Annotated in this window: 11 protein-coding genes and 1 pseudogene; 11 read left to right on the top strand and 1 reads right to left on the bottom strand. The window is 44.4% G+C overall.

Annotated elements, in window-relative coordinates; genetic code table 11:
- Positions 1-132: 132 nt before the first annotated feature.
- The 4 genes from exaC to VA249_RS07800 all read left to right on the top strand — a co-directional run bounded on the left by exaC (position 133) and on the right by VA249_RS07800 (position 6,940).
- Entirely contained in the window at positions 133-1,653 is a 1,521-nt protein-coding gene (gene exaC, locus VA249_RS07815; protein ID WP_221067581.1) for an acetaldehyde dehydrogenase ExaC, read from the top strand.
- A gap of 257 nt (positions 1,654-1,910) precedes the next feature.
- Entirely contained in the window at positions 1,911-2,681 is a 771-nt protein-coding gene (locus VA249_RS07810; protein ID WP_221067580.1) for an efflux RND transporter periplasmic adaptor subunit, read from the top strand.
- Positions 2,678-5,725, top strand: coding sequence for an efflux RND transporter permease subunit (locus VA249_RS07805; protein WP_225927088.1), 3,048 nt, complete (start codon positions 2,678-2,680; stop codon positions 5,723-5,725). The genes VA249_RS07810 and VA249_RS07805 overlap by 4 nt, the downstream gene beginning before the upstream one ends.
- Positions 5,726-5,968: 243 nt before the next feature.
- The gene (locus VA249_RS07800) at positions 5,969-6,940 is read left to right on the top strand and encodes a TAXI family TRAP transporter solute-binding subunit (RefSeq protein ID WP_221067579.1); all 972 of its coding nucleotides are present in this window, start codon (positions 5,969-5,971) and stop codon (positions 6,938-6,940) included.
- A gap of 78 nt (positions 6,941-7,018) precedes the next feature.
- Here VA249_RS07800 and VA249_RS07795 read toward each other — a convergent pair whose 3' ends face one another.
- Entirely contained in the window at positions 7,019-7,789 is a 771-nt protein-coding gene (locus VA249_RS07795) for a sulfite exporter TauE/SafE family protein (protein ID WP_128810825.1), read from the bottom strand.
- A gap of 402 nt (positions 7,790-8,191) precedes the next feature.
- Between VA249_RS07795 and VA249_RS07790 the strand changes: the two genes are divergently transcribed.
- The 7 genes and pseudogenes from VA249_RS07790 (at position 8,192) to prpF (ending at position 19,252) form a co-directional block, all read left to right on the top strand.
- Complete coding sequence (locus tag VA249_RS07790) at positions 8,192-8,590, top strand: GFA family protein (protein WP_221067578.1); 399 nt, start codon at positions 8,192-8,194, stop codon at positions 8,588-8,590.
- A gap of 426 nt (positions 8,591-9,016) precedes the next feature.
- Positions 9,017-12,150, top strand: a pseudogene (locus tag VA249_RS07785) (HD domain-containing phosphohydrolase).
- Positions 12,151-12,422: 272 nt separating this feature from the next.
- On the top strand, positions 12,423-13,130 hold the full coding sequence (locus VA249_RS07780; RefSeq protein WP_128812272.1) for a GntR family transcriptional regulator: 708 nt from the start codon (positions 12,423-12,425) through the stop codon (positions 13,128-13,130).
- 12 nt (positions 13,131-13,142) lie between these two features.
- Positions 13,143-14,039 (top strand): methylisocitrate lyase, encoded by an 897-nt coding sequence (prpB, locus tag VA249_RS07775; protein ID WP_221067577.1) that lies wholly within the window; start codon positions 13,143-13,145, stop codon positions 14,037-14,039.
- 148 nt (positions 14,040-14,187) lie between these two features.
- Entirely contained in the window at positions 14,188-15,330 is a 1,143-nt protein-coding gene (prpC, locus tag VA249_RS07770; RefSeq protein ID WP_128810828.1) for a bifunctional 2-methylcitrate synthase/citrate synthase, read from the top strand.
- A gap of 111 nt (positions 15,331-15,441) precedes the next feature.
- Positions 15,442-18,051, top strand: a complete 2,610-nt coding sequence (gene acnD, locus VA249_RS07765; protein ID WP_221067576.1) for a Fe/S-dependent 2-methylisocitrate dehydratase AcnD — start codon at positions 15,442-15,444, stop codon at positions 18,049-18,051.
- A gap of 13 nt (positions 18,052-18,064) precedes the next feature.
- On the top strand, positions 18,065-19,252 hold the full coding sequence (gene prpF, locus VA249_RS07760; RefSeq protein ID WP_221067575.1) for a 2-methylaconitate cis-trans isomerase PrpF: 1,188 nt from the start codon (positions 18,065-18,067) through the stop codon (positions 19,250-19,252).
- Positions 19,253-19,274: the final 22 nt, after the last annotated feature.

Genomic DNA, 19,274 nt, shown 5'->3' with positions numbered 1-19,274 from the left:
TCAGTAATCATAGTTTTACATTTAATTAACAACAAGCCGTAAGTTGTTGGCATGTGATTTGAGTAATGCACTTTCAGAGTTGAACACTCAAATGTTTAAAACAAACAATGAATGAGAACAAAAGGAAGAGTTATGATCTATGCACAACCAGGTAGTGAGAATGCCATTGTTAATTTTAAAACGCATTACGATAACTACATCGGTGGCGAATGGGTAAAACCGACCAGTGGCGAATATTTTGATAATACATCCCCAATCAATGGTCAGTCGTATTGTAAAGTGGCTCGTTCATCTGAAGCGGACATTAACCTTGCATTGGATGCCGCTCACAATGTAAGAGCGCAGTGGGCAAAAACCAGTGTTACTGAGCGTGCAAACATTCTACTGAAAATTGCAGACCGTATTGAACAAAACCTCGAAGAGCTCGCGGTAGCGGAAACTTGGGAAAACGGCAAACCCGTTCGCGAAACACTCGCGGCAGATTTACCTTTGGTTGTCGATCATTTCCGCTATTTTGCTGGCTGTATCCGTGCGCAAGAGGGCAGCGCTGCCGAGCTTGATGAACATACCGCGAGTTATCATTTCCCAGAACCCATCGGCGTGGTTGGCCAGATCATACCTTGGAACTTCCCAATGCTGATGGCGGCATGGAAACTTGCGCCTGCGTTGGCCGCTGGTTGTTGTGTGGTACTTAAACCTGCGGAACAAACACCTACGTCGATTTTGGTTCTCATGGAAAAAATTGGCGATCTTCTGCCCGCTGGTGTTGTGAACGTGGTCAATGGTTTTGGTTCCGAGGCGGGCCAAGCACTGGCAACCAGTAACCGAATCGCCAAGTTGGCATTCACCGGATCAACGGAAGTCGGTAACCACATCCTTAAGTGTGCGGCTGAAAGTTTGATTCCGTCGACGGTAGAGTTAGGTGGTAAGTCGCCAAATATCTATTTCCCTGATGTGTTTGATCATGAAGATGAGTACCTAGACAAGTGTATTGAGGGCACATTGCTCGCGTTCTTTAACCAAGGTGAAGTGTGTACCTGTCCGTCTCGCGTCTTGGTTCATGAATCGGTCTATGACAAATTTATTGCTAAAGTTGCCGAGCGCGCGAAAACCATCAAGCAGGGCAATCCGTTAGATACCGATACTCAAGTTGGCGCACAAGCATCGCAAGAACAGTTCGATAAGATTCTTAGTTATTTAGAAATTGGTCGTCAAGAGGGAGCGAAAGTGGTGTTTGGCGGTGAAGTTGCTAAACAAGAAAGCGACTTGGAACAAGGTTACTACATTCAGCCAACCTTGTTAGAGGGCCACAACAAGATGCGCGTGTTCCAAGAGGAGATATTTGGACCAGTTATCGCGGTTACTACCTTTAAAGATGAAGCCGAAGCGCTCGCTATTGCGAACGACACGGAATATGGTTTAGGGGCAGGTGTGTGGACGCGCGATCAAAATTTAGCTTATCGCATGGGGCGCAACATTGAAGCGGGTCGTATTTGGATTAACTGTTACCACGCTTATCCTGCACATGCTGCATTTGGTGGCTACAAGAAGTCAGGCATCGGCCGAGAGACTCATAAAATGATGCTCGATCACTATCAAAATACCAAGAACTTGTTGATCAGCTATGACGTTAACCCGCTCGGATTTTTCTAACGCCGCACATTTTTAAAACAACAAGAAAAAGCAGTAAAGCAAAGCCCCGATTTTTCGGGGTTTTTTGCTGTAATGGTCATCTAAAAACTCACGTTTTTTCCACACCTCGACTGATAACTTAGCGCCAAGCTAACCGTTAATCTTTGTTTTATTAACGCCTAAATAAACATCAAGAACTTTGCGTTTACATCAGTGGTGGCGCAGGGATAGAACCGTACACAAGCTGTCGTTGGTTCATCAGATTTTGAGATAACTAAATGAAAAAAAGAACCTCATTAATTCCGTTACTTTTCTTGTCGAGCTTGGCCTACGCCGAGAGTGACTACGTGGTTGGTCAATTGGTCCCGGAGAAAAGTGTGGTGATAAAAAGTGAAGTGGCAGGTGTGGTTGATTATTACCGTTATGATAACGGTGACGGGGTCACACTTGGTCAAGAATTGCTGTCCCTGTCATCTAGCGATTACTCATTGAATGTTGAGTTAGCCCGCAATGAGCTGGAAGTCAGTCGAGCGGAATTATATATTCAGGAAAAGCAGTTAAAGCGCTATGAATCACTGCTAAAGAGCAAAGGGGTATCGGCCAGCGACGTGGACAACCAGATCCGCGTAACGAATATTGGCCGAGCTCAGTTCAATGTGAGTAATACTCAATACAAGATTGCCGCGAGAAAATTAGACAAAGCGACCCCTGATGCGCCTTTTGATGGTGTGATCATTAATCGTGCTGTTGAGTTAGGACAGTTTATCTCGGTTGGCGATCCACTCTTTACCATTGCAGATATGGATAGGCTGAAAGTTCGCTTCCATCTTTTAGAAATGGATTTCAACAAGTTCAGCAAAGGAGAGAAAGTCAAAGTTGAGATCCCATCGGTTGAGCAGATCTTGGATGGCACCGTGACGCTACTTTCTCCTGCTTTTCAAAATTCTGAACCGGGCTTTTTAGTGGAAGTTACGGTAGATAACGGTGCCGGAAAACTCAATCCTGGCATGGAATCTTATGTGTATTTTAATGATGAGGAGGTAATGTGAACGGCATTCTAGATATACTCTCTCATCGTAAATTTGCCGCAAAAGTGCTAACAATTTTGATCATCAGTATCGGGGCTTGGACGGCGTATAACCTACCGTTAGCTGAAAAGCCGCGGTTTGACTTAGGCAAAGGAAACATTGTTACGGTTTATCCCGGAGCAAGCGCAAAAGACATCGAGAGCAATATTACGAGTAAGATCGAAAAAGAGCTGCTTTCTATTTCTGGTTTGAAAGAATTTACCTCTACATCGGAAACTGGCGTGTCAAACATCAGTGTGGTGTTAGACAGCAACGTTTCAGACCCAAATGCGGTCTATCAAGATGTTCGAGATGCCTTGGCAAGAGTCTCTGATCTTCCCTCCGGTGTTACGGATGCGCCTACGCTGTCTATCAAGAAATCATACAGTCTTGATTTTATGGTAGTGGGTATCTCCGGTGATGTTGGTTACAAATCGTTAAGAGCAAAAGCCAAAGACCTAGAACTCGCTTTGCGACGAGTAGAGGGCATTGGAGAGGTTTATACCGTCGATTTACGTGCTCCTGAGTTTCTTATTCAGATCGAACCTATATCGTTAAGACGCTACGGATTGACTCTTGATCAAGTCGCGACACTGATTGCGGAGCGCAACACTTTGATAAGTGGTGGTAGGCTCGAAACACTGAAAAATAACCCAGAATTGATGACTTCAGCAGAGCTAGATAGCCTTGAGTCACTTCGAGAAATGTTTATCTCATTTAGCCCAACTATCCAGTTGAAAGATGTCACCGGCGTGATTGAAGATGGTTTCGAAAAAGGCGAAGTATACGGCTCAATCAATGGTAATAAGAGCATTCTATTTGATCTTCGAACCAACGAAACGGCGGATGTGATCAGCACTTCGAACGCAGTAAAGGCACTACTAGAGAAGCAACAAAAGTTATTGGGTAACGATTATAAAGTTGAAATAGGCTCTGACCTTTCAGAGGATATCCAAGAGAAAGCCCGTATTGTCAAAGATAATGGTTTGGTCGGACTTGGATTGGTGCTGATTACGTTAGCTCTATTTTTAGATCGACGTATTGCATTTTGGGTCGCTGTTTCCATCCCAGTGTGTATTTTCGGTACGCTTGCTCTTCTTCCTGCATTCGGCCAGATTCTGGATGTCTTTACCTTGTCTGCGCTGATTCTTATCGTCGGGATCATTGTGGATGATGCCGTCGTTGTAAGCGATAAGATCGTGGCCTTGGTGGAAGAGGGATACCCTGTAGAAACCGCGGTAAAGAAAGGCGTAAAGAGTGTTTTTCCTGCGGTGATGGCAAGCATACTATCAACGATGATTGCGTTCGTTCCGTTGCTGTTTTTACCGGGCAACAGTGGCAAACTGGTTTATGTCATTCCTTTAACCGTTATCATCGCGTTGTGTTTTTCATTTATTGATGCACTATTTTTTATCCCTGCGCATTTGAAAGGCATTTTGAACAAGCAAGGGCAAGTTCAAAAGAAAGCAGTATTGAACCTACGTGTATTTAATCGCTTAATCGAGTATGTGATTCGACGCAGCAAAATTGCGCTTCCTGTTATTACGGTGGTGATCCTATGCTTAGGCGTAATTTCGTATCAGAGTTTGAGCTACTTATTCTTCCCAACCGATGGCGCTTATTTGATTGAAGTGAGCGCGGAATCTAATCCTGAACTGGATTTAGACGATGTTTGGGCAGAGACTCAAAAGTTAGAGTCGCTGATCAAAAGTACTGCTGAGGTAAACTATTGGTACGGTGAAGTAAGTTCACCAAACAGTTACTGGGTGATTTCGCTGACACCACCAAACCGTCGAACAAGAACCGCTGAGCAGATCGTTGAGGAGTGGGAAGAAAAAGCCGCGCAAATCACTGGGCTTGCTCAGATTGAGTTTGATATTGATGGTGGTGGTCCACCCGTTGGTCGTCCTGTTGATCTGCGCGTAGTCGGAGGTACGGACGCTGGGCGCGAAAACCTAGCCAATGACTTGACTGCTTATATAGCGGCATTGGAGGGAACAAGTCGTGTTCGCCGTGATTTGAATGCACCCGCACCTCAGATACAAGCGGAGCTGCAACACCAATGGTTAAAGTACTATGGCATCAGCGCAAACAAGATCGGAGATATCATTAAGTTTGCTATTGATGGACAAAGAGTGACTCGTATCTTTAGTGGTGAAGAAGAAGTCTACTTTCGTGTTGCGTTAGAAGATGACGATAAATCTCTTAGAGAGCTCGGCAATATTTTGGTTCGGTCTGGTAATAATGAATTAGTACCATTGAGTAAATTGGTGCGTTGGAAGAACGCCGACGGTGAAGCGCAAATCAAACACTTCAACGGTGAGCGTGTGATCCGCGTGTCTTCTGGAGTTGATGCCACTGTCACAGATCCTGTGGCGGTATTTACAGCGGTGCAAGATGCCTTTGCCAATAAAGAGTATGGCGGGGCCTCGATAGTCGCAACCGGACAGATTCTTGAAACACAAGAAGCGCAACAGGGGTTCATTGCTGCGATAAGTGTTGCGTTTATCGGCATCGCTTTACTGTTGGTTTTGTTATTTGATCGACTGCGTGAAACCTTGATTGTGTTGAGTGTGATTCCATTTGGTATCGCAGGCGCTTTGTTTATTTTGTTTATCCATCATCAAGTGTTAAGTTTTTTCTCGATTATCGGCATGATTGCTTTGATCGGCATTATGGTGAACAACAGCTTGGTCTTAATATGGCATTTTAGAGAGCATGAAGCAGAATGTAATCACAGCAATGTATTGGAGTTTGTGATTCGTGGAACGCTGAGTAGGGTAAGACCGATAACACTAACGACGATAACCACCGTTGCGGGGTTGATTCCACTGGCCTATGGGGTGGGTGGATACGATAACTACATGTCACCGATGGCTCTTGTTGTTGGTTGGGGATGTGTGATTTCCATGATAGTGACCCTGACGGTTATTCCGTCTATCTACTTATGGACGTATCGTCGGCAACAAAAAAGACCAAAAGCAATCAGTGCGGATAACCTGAATGAAGCATGGGGGCTTAAGTAATAAACAATTAATATTCGTCCATTCAAAATAAGCACCGCTATTCAAAATGATCTAGTGCCCGCAGCAAGTATCTGTGGGCTTTTACTTTTGAACTAGTGTGAAGTGAAGCACTGTTCATAAATACTTACTGATCAATATCTTCTCATTTTCTTGATTCTATTCAAGATGTGATCTTTAACGTTATCAGTTTGTTAATGCTTGCTATAATTACGTGGCTATAAACAAAGGAAATAAGGACGTTCAATGTTAAAACTCAAGCATATTGCTGTTGCGGCTTCCCTTGCTGCTCTTAGTACAAGTTTTTCCGTTTCTGCAAAAGATACGTTCGTCACCATTGGTACGGGCGGTGTAACTGGTGTGTATTACCCAACGGGTGGTGCAATTTGTCGCCTAGTAAACAAATCACGAGCTGACCACGGTATTCGTTGCTCTGTCGAGAGTACGGGTGGTTCTATTTATAACATCAATACGATTCGCGCTGGTGAGCTAGATTTGGGCATCGCTCAGTCTGACTGGCAATACCATGCTTACAATGGTTCAAGTAAATTTGAAGATAAAGGGCCATTTAAAGAGCTTCGCGCCGTATTTTCTGTTCACCCAGAACCGTTTACGGTAGTAGCTCGTAAAGACGCTGACATCAAGACATTTGATGACCTAAAAGGCAAACGTGTAAACATCGGCAACCCTGGTTCAGGTCAGCGCGGCACAATGGAAGTGTTGATGAAAGAGTACGGTTGGACGAATGATGATTTCAAATTGGTGTCAGAGTTGAAAGCATCAGAGCAATCAAAAGCCCTGTGCGATAACAAAATTGACGCAATGATCTACACCGTTGGTCACCCGAGTGGCGCAATCAAAGAAGCGACCACCTCGTGTGACAGTGAAATCGTTACCGTTGCGGGTCCAAAAGTCGATAAGTTGGTTGATGATAACAGCTTCTACCGTATCGCAAATGTACCTGGTGGGATGTACCGAGGATCTCCAGAAGATGTTCAAACATTTGGTGTCGGTGCAACTTTTGTTTCATCATCGGCAGTGCCGGATGAAGTGGTCTACAACGTGGTGAAAGCGGTATTTGAAAACTTTGATGACTTCCGCCGTCTACACCCAGCATTTGCAAACTTGAAGAAAGAAGAAATGGTGAAAGATGGTCTTTCTGCGCCTCTTCATCCTGGTGCAGAGAAATACTATAAAGAAGTGGGCCTGATTAAATAATCACGCTTTCAACGAATAAAAAACGCCATCGTATTTTGCGATGGCGTTTTTGTTGCTTGTATTGTCTGAACTTAGGCATTAGGCATAGACGTCAATAAAGAAGTAAATCGTAATGATCGTTGATGATAGTGCGACAAACGCTTTTACGTGGATAGGGTTTAGTTGCCGAGAGACACGAGCCGCTAAGTAGCCACCTACTAAAGTACCAGCCATTACAACGCTGCCCTTGGTCCAATCAATTGAGCCATTGGCGACGAAGATGACGATAGCGATAAGGGACACACAGGTAGAAACCAATAGTTTAAGTCCATTCATTAGATTGATGTCTTGATGGCCAGCCACAACTAAATAGCTTAATACAATGACCCCTAATCCAGCATTAAAGAAACCGCCATATGCAGACACACCAACGAGCAGTAAACTGAGTGCGATAATCCCAAGAATACCCGCATGTTTAGAACCTTTTGTCAGTGATTTGATGGCATGTGTCATGCGTGAGCCAGTTAAAAACAGCACGGTAGCGAACAAAAGTAGCCACGGGATGGCTTCGAGAAAAACGGATTCTGGCGTGTTAAGTAAGAGGTAAGCACCAATCGCGCCACCAATCAAACTGAACGAGATAGTGAACATCAGTTCTTGTTTGTTTTTTAGGATCTCCTCTCGAAAACCGATAGCCCCACTTATGTATCCTGCACAAGAAGCATAAGTATTAGTCGCATTTGCTATGATTGGCGGAACACCAACAGCCATAAGCGCTGGAAACGTAATAAAGCTACCACCACCAGCGACCGAGTTCATGATTCCTCCTACAACCCCAGCAGCAAACAAGAGTGCAAATTCAAGTAGCATAAACGTCCTTTTCTTATTTTAACTTTGAGACTTGTTATCGTTTTTGTTAACACTACGCAACTCCGATAAAGAAATAAAGTAGCGTTTAGTCAAAGAGCTAAGGACATCTGCAGTCGGTTCTGTTCGTGGCGCATCGCGTTACATAAGCCATTTGGTTTATGAGATTTGCGAAAGTGAATTTTGATGGATGATGAAAAAAGGCGACTTGATCACACCTGCCACAAGCAAATTGTGCCGATACTTGATGGATGTTTGGGCAGCAGAGTCTCACAAATCGACGGCTAATTGATGCCGGAAATAGATAAAGGAGAGGCTTGGTTACAGTGAAATGGGATCCATAGACGTTGTTGTGAGTTTGTATTAAACCGAGTTGGTCACAGAGTGGATAATAGGAGGTGAGAGGTGAAAGGATCATGTTTGTGTGGCGCTATCGAGGTGGTAGCACCAGAACACAATGAAGTGAGTTTATGTCATTGTAACATGTGCCGAAAATGGTCGAGTGGGGCATTTCATGCTTTGCATGGTGGTCAAGACATTCAATTTATAGGTGCAGAACCAACGCGTTATCGGTCTTCGGAATGGGCTGAACGAGGCTTTTGTAGTGAATGTGGTACCCACTTGTTTTACCACTTATTGGTTAATGATGAGTATGTGCTTTCAGCCGGATTATTTGCATTGTCGGATGCTAAATTGACGCTCGAAATATTTACGGATGAAAAGCCAGAATATTACGCACTCCATCAAGATAGTCACAAGATGACAGGGCGGGAGGTCTTTGAGCAGTTTGCTCCGAAAGAGTAGTTATTACTGCTTGGTCCTTGACCCTGGTTCTTTGAGCATCGAGCACAAACTATTCTTATCTGTCGCGGTTTGATGGCGGGCGTCCAGTCAAGGTCTAGATTCGAGTTAGTACGGCGTGGCAGTGGTGTCGCGCTGGATTCTGATGTTTGTTTAACTCATGCGCTTTAATCCAAGTCGTTTTAGTTCAAATGCTTCGCTCCAAGTGGTTTTTCTTATCCGGAATAGGCTTTGTTGCCTCTGATTTTGTGACGATGCTACGTTTTTCATTAACATCAAATGTTTAAGTACCACTTGTTTTGTTACCAAGGTTGATAAGTTAGCAATCTCGACAATACTGTTAGAGAAAGAGCACTAATTTTCAGCATCTTAGTTGTTTACTCATCCCTAAAATAATCACAATTCTAATACCATGGAGGGTAAGAGGCGGTGAAATTTGAAGCTGTAACATCACACAAGTTTTCTATTCGATTTACCGTTGGAAGTTTATTCATCTTTGCCACCACCGTGACAGCATTGCTTGGGATCGGTATGCAGTACTATTTCAGTAAGCAAATGGCGGAAGAAAACGTTCTTACTCGCTTGAGCATGACCGCCGCTGAAGTCAGTAGTCATATTCATCAAATCGATATCAATGCAACCAGTACCGCGAGCATATTGCGCAGTATCGTTGATTACAGTCAGACGACCTTTAGTGAGCAAGAAGTTCGAAGCGTATTTATTGAGGTACTGGGCGACAACCCAGAATTTTACAGCTTGTATTACGCGAATCAGGATGAAGATTTTTACCAAATCATTAATTTACATCCATCGCTTAATATTAGAGACAAAATCGGTGCAACTAATGATGAACGCTGGGTTGTCATTAAAGTAAATGGGGCAGGAGACGCTCGATTGAAACGCACGAGTTATTACACCCAAGACTTACAGCAAACACGTCAGACAGAAGAGAAGAGTAATTTTTACCCAACGAGACGGCCTTGGTTTGATAAAGCGCCAAGAAACAATGTTTATAAAACGGATCCTTACTTATTTCAGCACCTAAAAATCACAGGGCAATCTTATTCTGTGCGAAGTAAAGGTTCTGTCATTGGTGTCGATATGGTGTTGTCTTCTGTCATCGATAAAATTTCCTCTTCTGAGTTTGGAATGATGGCTGATAGTGGCGTTGAATCTTTTATCTTTAACAATCGTGGTGAAGTCATCGCCTCCAATGTGGATATAGATACGGGGCTGAAAATGCCAGATTCCATACCCTTGGCATTAACACAACGGGAACGTCAGCTCATTGAGAGCAAGGGAACACTGGTAGTTTCTAATCAAAATGACTGGGCACCCTATGATTTCTCACAAGCGGGCAAGCCTGACGGTTATGCGATTGATATATTAAGGCTGATTGCTCAGAGAACAGGAATCAAGCTGGATTTTGTTAATGGCTTCAACTCGATGGAGCTTGAGGAAAAATACACCAAAGGAGAGATTGACATACTTCAGCCTATTGTGGGGACTCATGAGGTATCGGGTATAAAAAGTGTCCCTATATTTAAGGTCGAACCTGCGGTTGCCTCCACGGTTGGCAATTTGATGCCACAGACGCTGAGTGATTTATCTGATTTCAAACTAGGGGTCGTGGCGGGTTTCGGTATGAAAGAGTGGGTGCTAGAACGTTTTCCAAGTGCCAATGTTGTAGAGTTAACTAACTTAGATGCAGCTAAACGCGCCTTGCACAAAGGAGAAATTGAATACCTTGTTGATAGCTATTTAACACTTAGAGAAATGGAAAATTTGGCGGAACTCACTCAAGCAAAAGTCGTTAAATTGAAAGAGCCAAGTATTGAATTTTCTTTCCTGATGAAGCAAGAAAATAAACAAATGATGGACATCATTAATCAGGTGATTAACGAGATTACGCCTATACAAAAAGCCATTTTAGCAGCGAAATGGTTTCGCTCAGAACAATGGCGGGGGAGCTTCATACCGTATCCGCAAGTATACCAATACGTCACTCAGGATGATAAGCATCGAGTTATGAATGAGGTCCAAATTAAAGGGCAAGATAAGTTTCTCTATATTACGCGATTGCCATCTCCCCGTGGCACAAGCGACTTTTTTGCTGTATTGGTACCGGGAGACATGGTTACTGATGCCGTAACCAGCCGATTATTGAAGGCGATAGCTATTTCCGCATTTGCAATGGCGATACTCCTGCCTGCTGCTTGGAAGTTTGGGTCGCCAATTGTTCGGCCTATTCTTGCACTGCGAGAAGAGACAAAAAAAATTAAACTGCGTAAGTTTGATCTGTTAACGCCCGTTAATACAAGAATTAAAGAAGTGTCTGAACTGTCTGATTCCATCTCAAAGATGTCGGATGAGATACAGCAACATGAGAAACAGCAAGAAGAGTTTGTAGAGTCGTTTATCAAGCTTATCGCTCAAGCCATCGATGATAAATCTCCTTATACAGCGGGGCATTGTAACCGTGTTCCTGAAATTGGTTTAATGCTTGCTGAAGTCGCTGAGCAGTGTCAAACAGGATCGCTTAAAGACTTTCATTTTAAGGACGATGATGAGCGTCGGGAATTTCGTATCGCGGCATGGCTACATGATTGTGGAAAAATAACCACGCCGGAGCATATTGTCGACAAAGGGACAAAATTAGAAGCAAATTATAATCGTATCCATGAGATCAGAACGCGATTTGAAGTCTTGAGGCGTGATGCTGAAATTGATTATCTAAAAGCCATTTATGAGCAAAAAATCGATTCACAAAGCGCATTAAAGGTTTACGCAAAACGAACCCATCAACTTGAAATGGATTTCGAGTTCATCGCGAACGCGAACGTGGGGGGGAGTTTATGGGGGAAGATAAAATTGCTCGAATACAGCAAATTGCCAATCAAACGTGGGTACGACATTTTGACGATGGTATCGGATTGTCACCCATAGAGGAGATGAATCGCCAACCAAATAACCACAACCTTCCTGTGATTGAAAAACTACTTGATGACAAGCCCGAGCACATTATCAACCGAACACGTGAAATGGAGTTTGATCCGAAGTTCGGAATAAAAATGAAAATACCCACTCATCAATATAATTTGGGTGAAATGTACAATCTCTGCATTTCAAGGGGTACGCTAACGGAAGAAGATCGATTTAAGATCAACGAACACATGATCAGCGGAATAAAAATGTTAGAAGCTCTTCCGTTTCCTCCAGAGTTACGCCGGGTGCCACGTTATGCTTCAACTCACCATGAAACCTTAAAAGGTACGGGTTACCCACGGAAACTAACGGCGGATGATCTCTCTATCCCGGAAAGAATCTTAGTTATTGCGGACATATTTGAAGCATTAACCGCTGCAGATAGACCCTATAAAAAAGCGAAGCCAGTCAGTGTAGCTATCGATATTATGTACAAAATGGCGCTCGATGATCACCTAGATATGGAGTTGTTCATGCTATTTTTGGAAAGCGGTGTGTACTTACAATACGCAAAATCTCATATGCCTGAGCAGCAAATTGATGATGTAGACATTCAGAAATACAAACAAAATGTGTAATCGGCCCATTTTTGCTTTGAGAACAACCTGAGTTCACTAGTTTTATTTAATAAAAACAGCTGATTATCTATATTGCCAATTGTCAACAATGTCTTTTTTAAACTTGGTTATTTGCGGTTTTTTGCAAAGATTTTCACTAATTACGCCATTTCGACTCATACCTTAGTCTAAATTGTCGACAATTTACTTGATTGTCGACAATGTTTTCGTTTACTCTGTATTTAAGTTAACAACTGGTTAACAGTTGTTGTTGAAAAAATGAGTGCCGAATGATGAATACAGAATTGAAAGCTCGCACTACAAATGCGGTTTCTGATAAAGAAAAGACGAAGTCGACAACATTGATGGACACGCTGGTGGATTCTATCGTCAATGGTGTGATTCCATCGGGAAGTAAAATATCAGAACCCGAGCTCGCCAAGCAGTATCAAGTGAGCCGTGGTCCATTAAGAGAAGCAATGATGCGTCTTGAAGGGCTTGGCCTTATCGAACGAATCCCACATGTCGGGGCTCGAGTCATCAAGCTTTCTCCTGAAAAATTGATAGAACTGTATGCGGTACGTGAAGCGCTAGAGGGAATGGCCGCTCGATTGGCTGCGCGTCATATTACCCTTGAGGAATTACACCGTTTAGAAATGCTATTGTCGACACATTCTCAACATATTGACGAAGTAGAAGGGGCGTCCTATTTTCATCAGCATGGTGATTTTGATTTCCACTACCTCATTATTCAAGCAAGCCGAAACAGTAAATTAATCTCTCTTCTGTGTAACGAGCTATACCATCTACTGCGTATGTATCGTTATCAATCTCCTCGCGCACAATCTCGTCCTAATGAAGCGTTAAAAGAGCACGAGTACATTTTGCAAGCGATTCGCAATCGTGATGAAGAACTTGCAGAAATGCTAATGAGAAGACACATCTCAGGCAGCAGAAAGCTGATTGAGGCACAAATCTTACATTCAGAAAGTCAAGACTAGAAGGAAATTGTCATGAGCTTATCTCCGGGGGCGAAGTTCAGACTCGCCGTAGAGCAAAATAATCCATTACAGATCGTTGGTACGATTAATCCGTACGCGGCAATGATGGCGAAAAATGTCGGTCATCAAGCTATTTACTTGTCAGGTGGGGGGATAGCCAATGCCTCATACGGTTTGCCTGATTTAGGAATTACGACCTTAAACGATGTGTTAGTCGACGTTGATCGTATTACGAACGCTTGTGATCTGCCATTGCTGGTGGATATTGATACCGGATTTGGCGGTGCTTTTAATATTGCTCGTACGATTAAGGCTATGGAAAAAGCCGGCGCAGCAGCGGTTCATATGGAAGATCAGGTCGCACAAAAACGTTGTGGTCATCGCCCAAACAAAGCGATTGTGAGTCAGCAAGAAATGGTCGATCGCATTAAAGCTGCGGTTGATGCTCGTCAGGATGAGAGTTTTGTCATTATGGCTCGCACCGATGCCTTGGCAGTTGAGGGGATGGATAGTGCTATTGAACGCGCCATTGCTTATGTGAAAGCTGGCGCTGACATGATTTTCCCTGAGGCGATGAATCAATTGGATCAGTATCAACGATTTTCAGCGGCTTTAGAACAAGCGACAGGCAAGCATGTACCGATTCTTGCCAATATCACCGAATTTGGTCAGACACCACTGTATGGCTGTGAAGAGCTTGCTCAGTCTAAGGTCGACATGGTGCTTTACCCATTGAGTGCTTTCCGAGCGATGAATAAAGCGGCAGAAAATGTTTATAAGCATTTATTAGAAGTCGGCAATCAAGAAGCGCTAATTGATTCGATGCAAACACGTAAAGAGTTATACGAGCATCTCAATTATCACGATTACGAGGATAAGCTAGACAAGTTGTTCTCTGAGGGGAAATAGCCCTACGTGGTAGATAAACAAACGGAAGACCAAGAAATATTATTTAAGAATCTCTAACCCAATAACGTGAAATTCGTCTGGCGTCAAAAATGGCCCCTAAAGGGTATCGCTCCAAAGAGAGAAAGTCAGACAGAAAAGGAGTTCAACAATGCCTCATTCTGTAGAAAAGAAAGCGGAAATAGGTGGTGCTGGTCTACGCGGCCAAAGCGCTGGAAGCACAGCTTTATGTACTGTCGGTAAAACGGGGACAGGTCTGACATATCGTGGATACGATATTACTGATCTTGCCAATCATGCGCAGTTTGAAGAAGTGGCGCACTTATTGTTACGCGGTCACTTGCCAAATCAGCAAGAACTCGACGCATACAAAACACATTTACTCAGTTTGCGAGGGCTTCCTGCGGAGCTTAAGCAAGCATTAGAACTCATTCCTGCGGATGCTCATCCAATGGATGTGATGCGAACAGGTTGTTCTATGTTGGGCAATTTGGAGCAAGAAATGGATTTTGAGCAACAGCTTCATGCTACTGAGCGAATGCTGGCGCTTTTTCCTGCCATTATTTGTTACTGGTATCGCTTCAGCCACGATGGCGTCCGAATCAAAACTCACGATAACAGTGAAGACAGCATTGGCGGTTATTTCCTAAAACTGCTTACTGATAAAGCACCAAGCGAAACACACAAAAAAGTCATGCACTGTTCTTTGATTCTTTATGCAGAGCATGAGTTCAATGCATCGACATTTTCAGCGCGCGTGTGTGCCTCAACACTTTCGGATCTTCATTCTTGTATTACGGCTGCTATCGGTACGCTGCGTGGTCCACTGCATGGTGGGGCCAATGAAGCAGCTATGGAAATGATTCAAGATTGGCAGACACCAGATGAAGCGGAAGCAAACATTCTTAAGATGCTTGAAAATAAAGATAAAATCATGGGCTTTGGTCATGCGATTTATCGTGAAAGCGATCCGAGAAATGCGCTGATCAAACGCTGGTCAGAAGCTCTATCTAAAGAAGTTGGAGACACACACCTGTATGCGGTTTCTGAACGTGTTGAATCGGTCATGAAACGCGAAAAAGGCTTGTTCTGCAATGCCGACTTTTTCCACGCGTCGGCTTATCACTTTATGGATATTCCAACTAAGTTGTTTACGCCGATCTTCGTTATGAGTCGATTGACGGGTTGGGCAGCTCACGTTTACGAGCAACGTGCGAACAACCGTATTATTCGCCCAAGTGCGGATTATACCGGCCCTGATCATCAAGATTGGGTACCAATCGAACAACGCTAGCGTATGACGGCCCTCTGCGTTTAAGTAGGGGGCGTCTTTTCATCGCGCATGTTTAATTACACAAAACCGCGGTGAGTTCAGGTAAAGACAGACTGAATGGAAGCAAATCTCATGAGCATAACGACAACGATCAATACTCTCTATCGCAAGCCTCTTCAAGGAACACAACTCGATTACTTCGACGCACGAGAAGCCGTTAACGACATTTCACCCGGGGCGTACGAAACCCTACCATATACCTCGCGAGTCCTCGCAGAACAATTGGTTCGTCGGTGCGACCCTAATGTACTAACGAATAGCTTAAAACAACTTATTGAACGCAAGCGAGACCTCGATTTTCCCTGGTACCCAGCTCGTGTTGTTTGTCACGATATTCTTGGACAAACTGCTTTAGTCGATTTAGCAGGCTTACGCGACGCGATCGCCGATGAGGGTGGGGACCCATCGAAAGTGAACCCAGTGGTTGAAACACAACTTATTGTGGACCATTCACTCGCGGTGGAACATGCGGGTTTTGATCCTGAAGCGTTCGATAAAAACCGCGCAATAGAAGAGCGTCGTAACGAAGACCGATTCCACTTTATTGAGTGGTGTAAAACGGCATTCGAAAATGTCAGCGTGATTCCAGCGGGTAACGGCATCATGCATCAAATTAACCTAGAGAAAATGTCCCCAGTCGTGCAAGCGAAACAGGGAATTGCTTACCCTGATACTTGTGTCGGTACAGATAGCCATACGCCTCATGTCGATGCTCTTGGCGTGATCGCCATTGGTGTTGGTGGATTGGAAGCCGAAACCGTTATGTTAGGGCGACCATCTATGATGCGTTTGCCAGACATCGTGGGCGTGAAATTAACGGGTAAACGTCAACCTGGTATTACCGCGACAGACATCGTTCTCGCCATTACAGAATTTTTGCGTAACGAGCGAGTGGTTTCTTCATATTTGGAGTTCTTCGGCGAGGGCGCACGCGATCTTACGATTGGAGATCGTGCCACCATCTCGAACATGACACCGGAATATGGTGCAACGGCGGGTATGTTCTACATTGATGAGCAAACCATCAAATACCTTAAGTTGACGGGTCGAGATGATGAGCAAGTTAAGTTAGTCGAGAGTTACGCGAAGCAAATCGGTTTATGGGCAGATGATTTAGAGAGTGCACAATATGAGCGTGTGCTCGAATTTGATCTCTCAGCCGTTGGACGCAATATGGCAGGTCCGTCGAACCCACACCGTCGATTGCCGACTTCGGAGCTAGCATCACGTGGCGTTTCAGGCGAGTGGCAAGAGAAGGATGGTGAACTGCCTGATGGTGCAGTGATCATTGCCGCCATTACTTCTTGTACTAACACCAGTAACCCTAGAAACGTCGTGGCTGCAGGTTTAGTTGCACAAAAAGCCAATCAATTGGGTTTAGTTAGAAAGCCGTGGGTGAAAACGTCTTTCGCGCCAGGTTCAAAAGTTGCTCGTCTTTACCTAGAAGAAGCGGGGTTGTTGCCAGAACTTGAAAAACTTGGCTTTGGTATTGTCGGTTATGCATGTACCACTTGTAATGGTATGAGTGGAGCGTTGGACCCGAAAATTCAACAGGAAATCATCGACCGAGATTTGTACTCAACGGCAGTACTTTCAGGAAATCGAAATTTTGATGGCCGAATTCATCCATATGCAAAACAAGCATTCTTAGCATCCCCTCCTTTAGTTGTCGCTTACGCATTGGCCGGTACGATTCGCTTTGATATTGAGCGTGACTCACTAGGTACAGATAAAAACGGTAAACCAATTTACCTAAACGATCTGTGGCCATCGGATGAAGAGATCGATGCTGTGGTGGGTGAATACGTGAAGCCAGAGCAATTTAATCAAGTCTATATTCAGATGTTCAAACTCAATGATGAGGTTCGAAATTCAAATCCTCTTTACGATTGGCGTCCAATGAGCACGTATATTCGTCGCCCACCTTATTGGCAAAAAGAGGGAGAGGGTGCGCTCGCAGGAGAGCGGGCTTTGTCAGGTATGCGCCCGCTTGCTGTCTTGGGTGACAATATTACCACCGATCATTTATCGCCATCGAATGCGATCTTGGCGAGCAGTGCAGCTGGCGAATATCTAGCAAAAATGAATGTGCCAGAAGAAGACTTTAATTCCTATGCAACACACCGTGGAGATCACTTAACTGCACAACGAGCAACGTTCGCGAACCCAAAATTGTTCAACGAAATGGTGAAAGAAAATGGGGAGGTTGTTCAAGGCTCATTCGCAAGAGTAGAGCCAGACGGTCAAGTCATGCGTATGTGGGAAGCAATCGAAACTTACATGAATCGCAAACAGCCTTTAATCGTTGTCGCTGGCGCTGATTATGGTCAAGGTTCTTCACGAGACTGGGCGGCAAAAGGGGTCCGTTTGGCTGGCGTAGAAGCGATTGTTGCTGAGGGTTTTGAGCGCATTCACCGTACGAATTTAGTTGGTATGGGCGTTCTGCCTTTGCAGTTCAAATCTGGTGTAAATCGCAATACGTTAGAACTCGATGGTACAGAGATCTATGACGTGATCGGCGAGATCACACCTGGCGCAGATTTAGCGCTAGTTATCACGCGTGTGAACGGGGATGAAGTGGATGTGCCAGTGACGTGTCGATTAGATACCGAAGATGAAGTTCACGTTTACAAAGCGGGTGGTGTATTACAGCGTTTTGCCCAAGACTTCTTAGCGCAATAGTGAGGGTAACAATATGGATACTCATACACAAAGCCAAATCAAAGTCCCTGCCACTTACATGCGTGGTGGCACCAGTAAAGGCGTGTTTTTCAATCTTGAAGATTTGCCCATTCAGGCGCAAGTGCCTGGAAAAGTGAGAGACGACCTACTGCTGAGAGTTATTGGCAGCCCAGATCCATACGGAAAGCAAATTGATGGAATGGGAGGGGCGACATCAAGTACGAGCAAAACGGTCATCGTTTCTAGAAGCCAACGAGCAGACCATGATGTGGACTACTTATTTGGACAAGTCTCTATTGATAAACCCTTTGTCGATTGGAGTGGCAATTGCGGTAACTTGTCTGCTGCGGTCGGCCCTTTTGCTATCCATGCTGGTTTATTGCCTGCAGATCGAATTCCGCAAGATGGCATTGTGACGGTTAGAGTCTGGCAGGCCAACATTGAAAAAACAATTCTCGTACACGTCCCTATAGTCAATGGGTTTGTTCAAGAAACGGGTGATTTCGAGCTTGATGGCGTGACGTTCCCAGCGGCTGAAATTCAAGTCGACTTTGTTGACCCTGCCGATGGTGAGGGGAGCATGTTCCCAACCGGTAATTTGGTTGATGATCTGATAGTACCAGAAGTAGGAACATTTAACGCGACGTTGATTAATGCGGGAATACCAACCATTTTTATAGACGCAGAATCGATAGGCTACCGAGGAACGGAACTGCAAGAAGACATTAATAATGATGTACAGGCATTAGCGATGTTTGAGTCGATTCGTGCTCATGGTGCGTTGAAAATGGGGTTGATCAACGCGTTAGAAGAAGCTCAAACCCGTCAACACACACCTAAGATAGCGTTTGTATCGAAGCCCAAACGTTACTTATCTTCGAGTGGAAAAACGGTCACCGAAGAAGAGATTGACGTGGTCGTGAGGGCGCTCTCAATGGGCAAATTACACCATGCCATGATGGGAACCGCTGCCGTTGCGATTGCTTCAGCCGCGTGTGTGCCTGGTACTTTAGTGAATTTGGCCGCTGGTGCAGGAAAAAAGGAGTCAGTCGTCTTTGGTCATCCATCAGGAACATTAAAAGTAGGAGCAAAAGCGACGGAAGCCGCTCAAGGGTGGCGCGTGGAAAAAGCCATCATGAGCCGTAGCGCGAGAATCATAATGGAGGGCGTTGTGCGAGTGCCCTCGGATATCTTTAGATAACGAATTTCAACTTTATAAGTAG

It is taken from the genome of Vibrio alfacsensis, from assembly GCF_019670485.1.
Lineage (GTDB): Bacteria > Pseudomonadota > Gammaproteobacteria > Enterobacterales > Vibrionaceae > Vibrio > Vibrio alfacsensis.
This window is presented reverse-complemented; position numbering and strand designations above follow the sequence as displayed.

Bases quoted from the DNA above. Each gene is read 5' to 3' on its own strand.
- VA249_RS07800 (WP_221067579.1), top strand. From the start codon at position 5,969: ATGTTAAAACTCAAGCATATTGCTGTTGCGGCTTCCCTTGCTGCTCTT.
- prpF (WP_221067575.1), top strand. From the start codon at position 18,065: ATGGATACTCATACACAAAGCCAAATCAAAGTCCCTGCCACTTACATG.
- VA249_RS07795 (WP_128810825.1), bottom strand. From the start codon at position 7,789: ATGCTACTTGAATTTGCACTCTTGTTTGCTGCTGGGGTTGTAGGAGGA.
- exaC (WP_221067581.1), top strand. From the start codon at position 133: ATGATCTATGCACAACCAGGTAGTGAGAATGCCATTGTTAATTTTAAA.
- VA249_RS07810 (WP_221067580.1), top strand. From the start codon at position 1,911: ATGAAAAAAAGAACCTCATTAATTCCGTTACTTTTCTTGTCGAGCTTG.
- acnD (WP_221067576.1), top strand. From the start codon at position 15,442: ATGAGCATAACGACAACGATCAATACTCTCTATCGCAAGCCTCTTCAA.
- prpC (WP_128810828.1), top strand. From the start codon at position 14,188: ATGCCTCATTCTGTAGAAAAGAAAGCGGAAATAGGTGGTGCTGGTCTA.
- prpB (WP_221067577.1), top strand. From the start codon at position 13,143: ATGAGCTTATCTCCGGGGGCGAAGTTCAGACTCGCCGTAGAGCAAAAT.
- VA249_RS07780 (WP_128812272.1), top strand. From the start codon at position 12,423: ATGAATACAGAATTGAAAGCTCGCACTACAAATGCGGTTTCTGATAAA.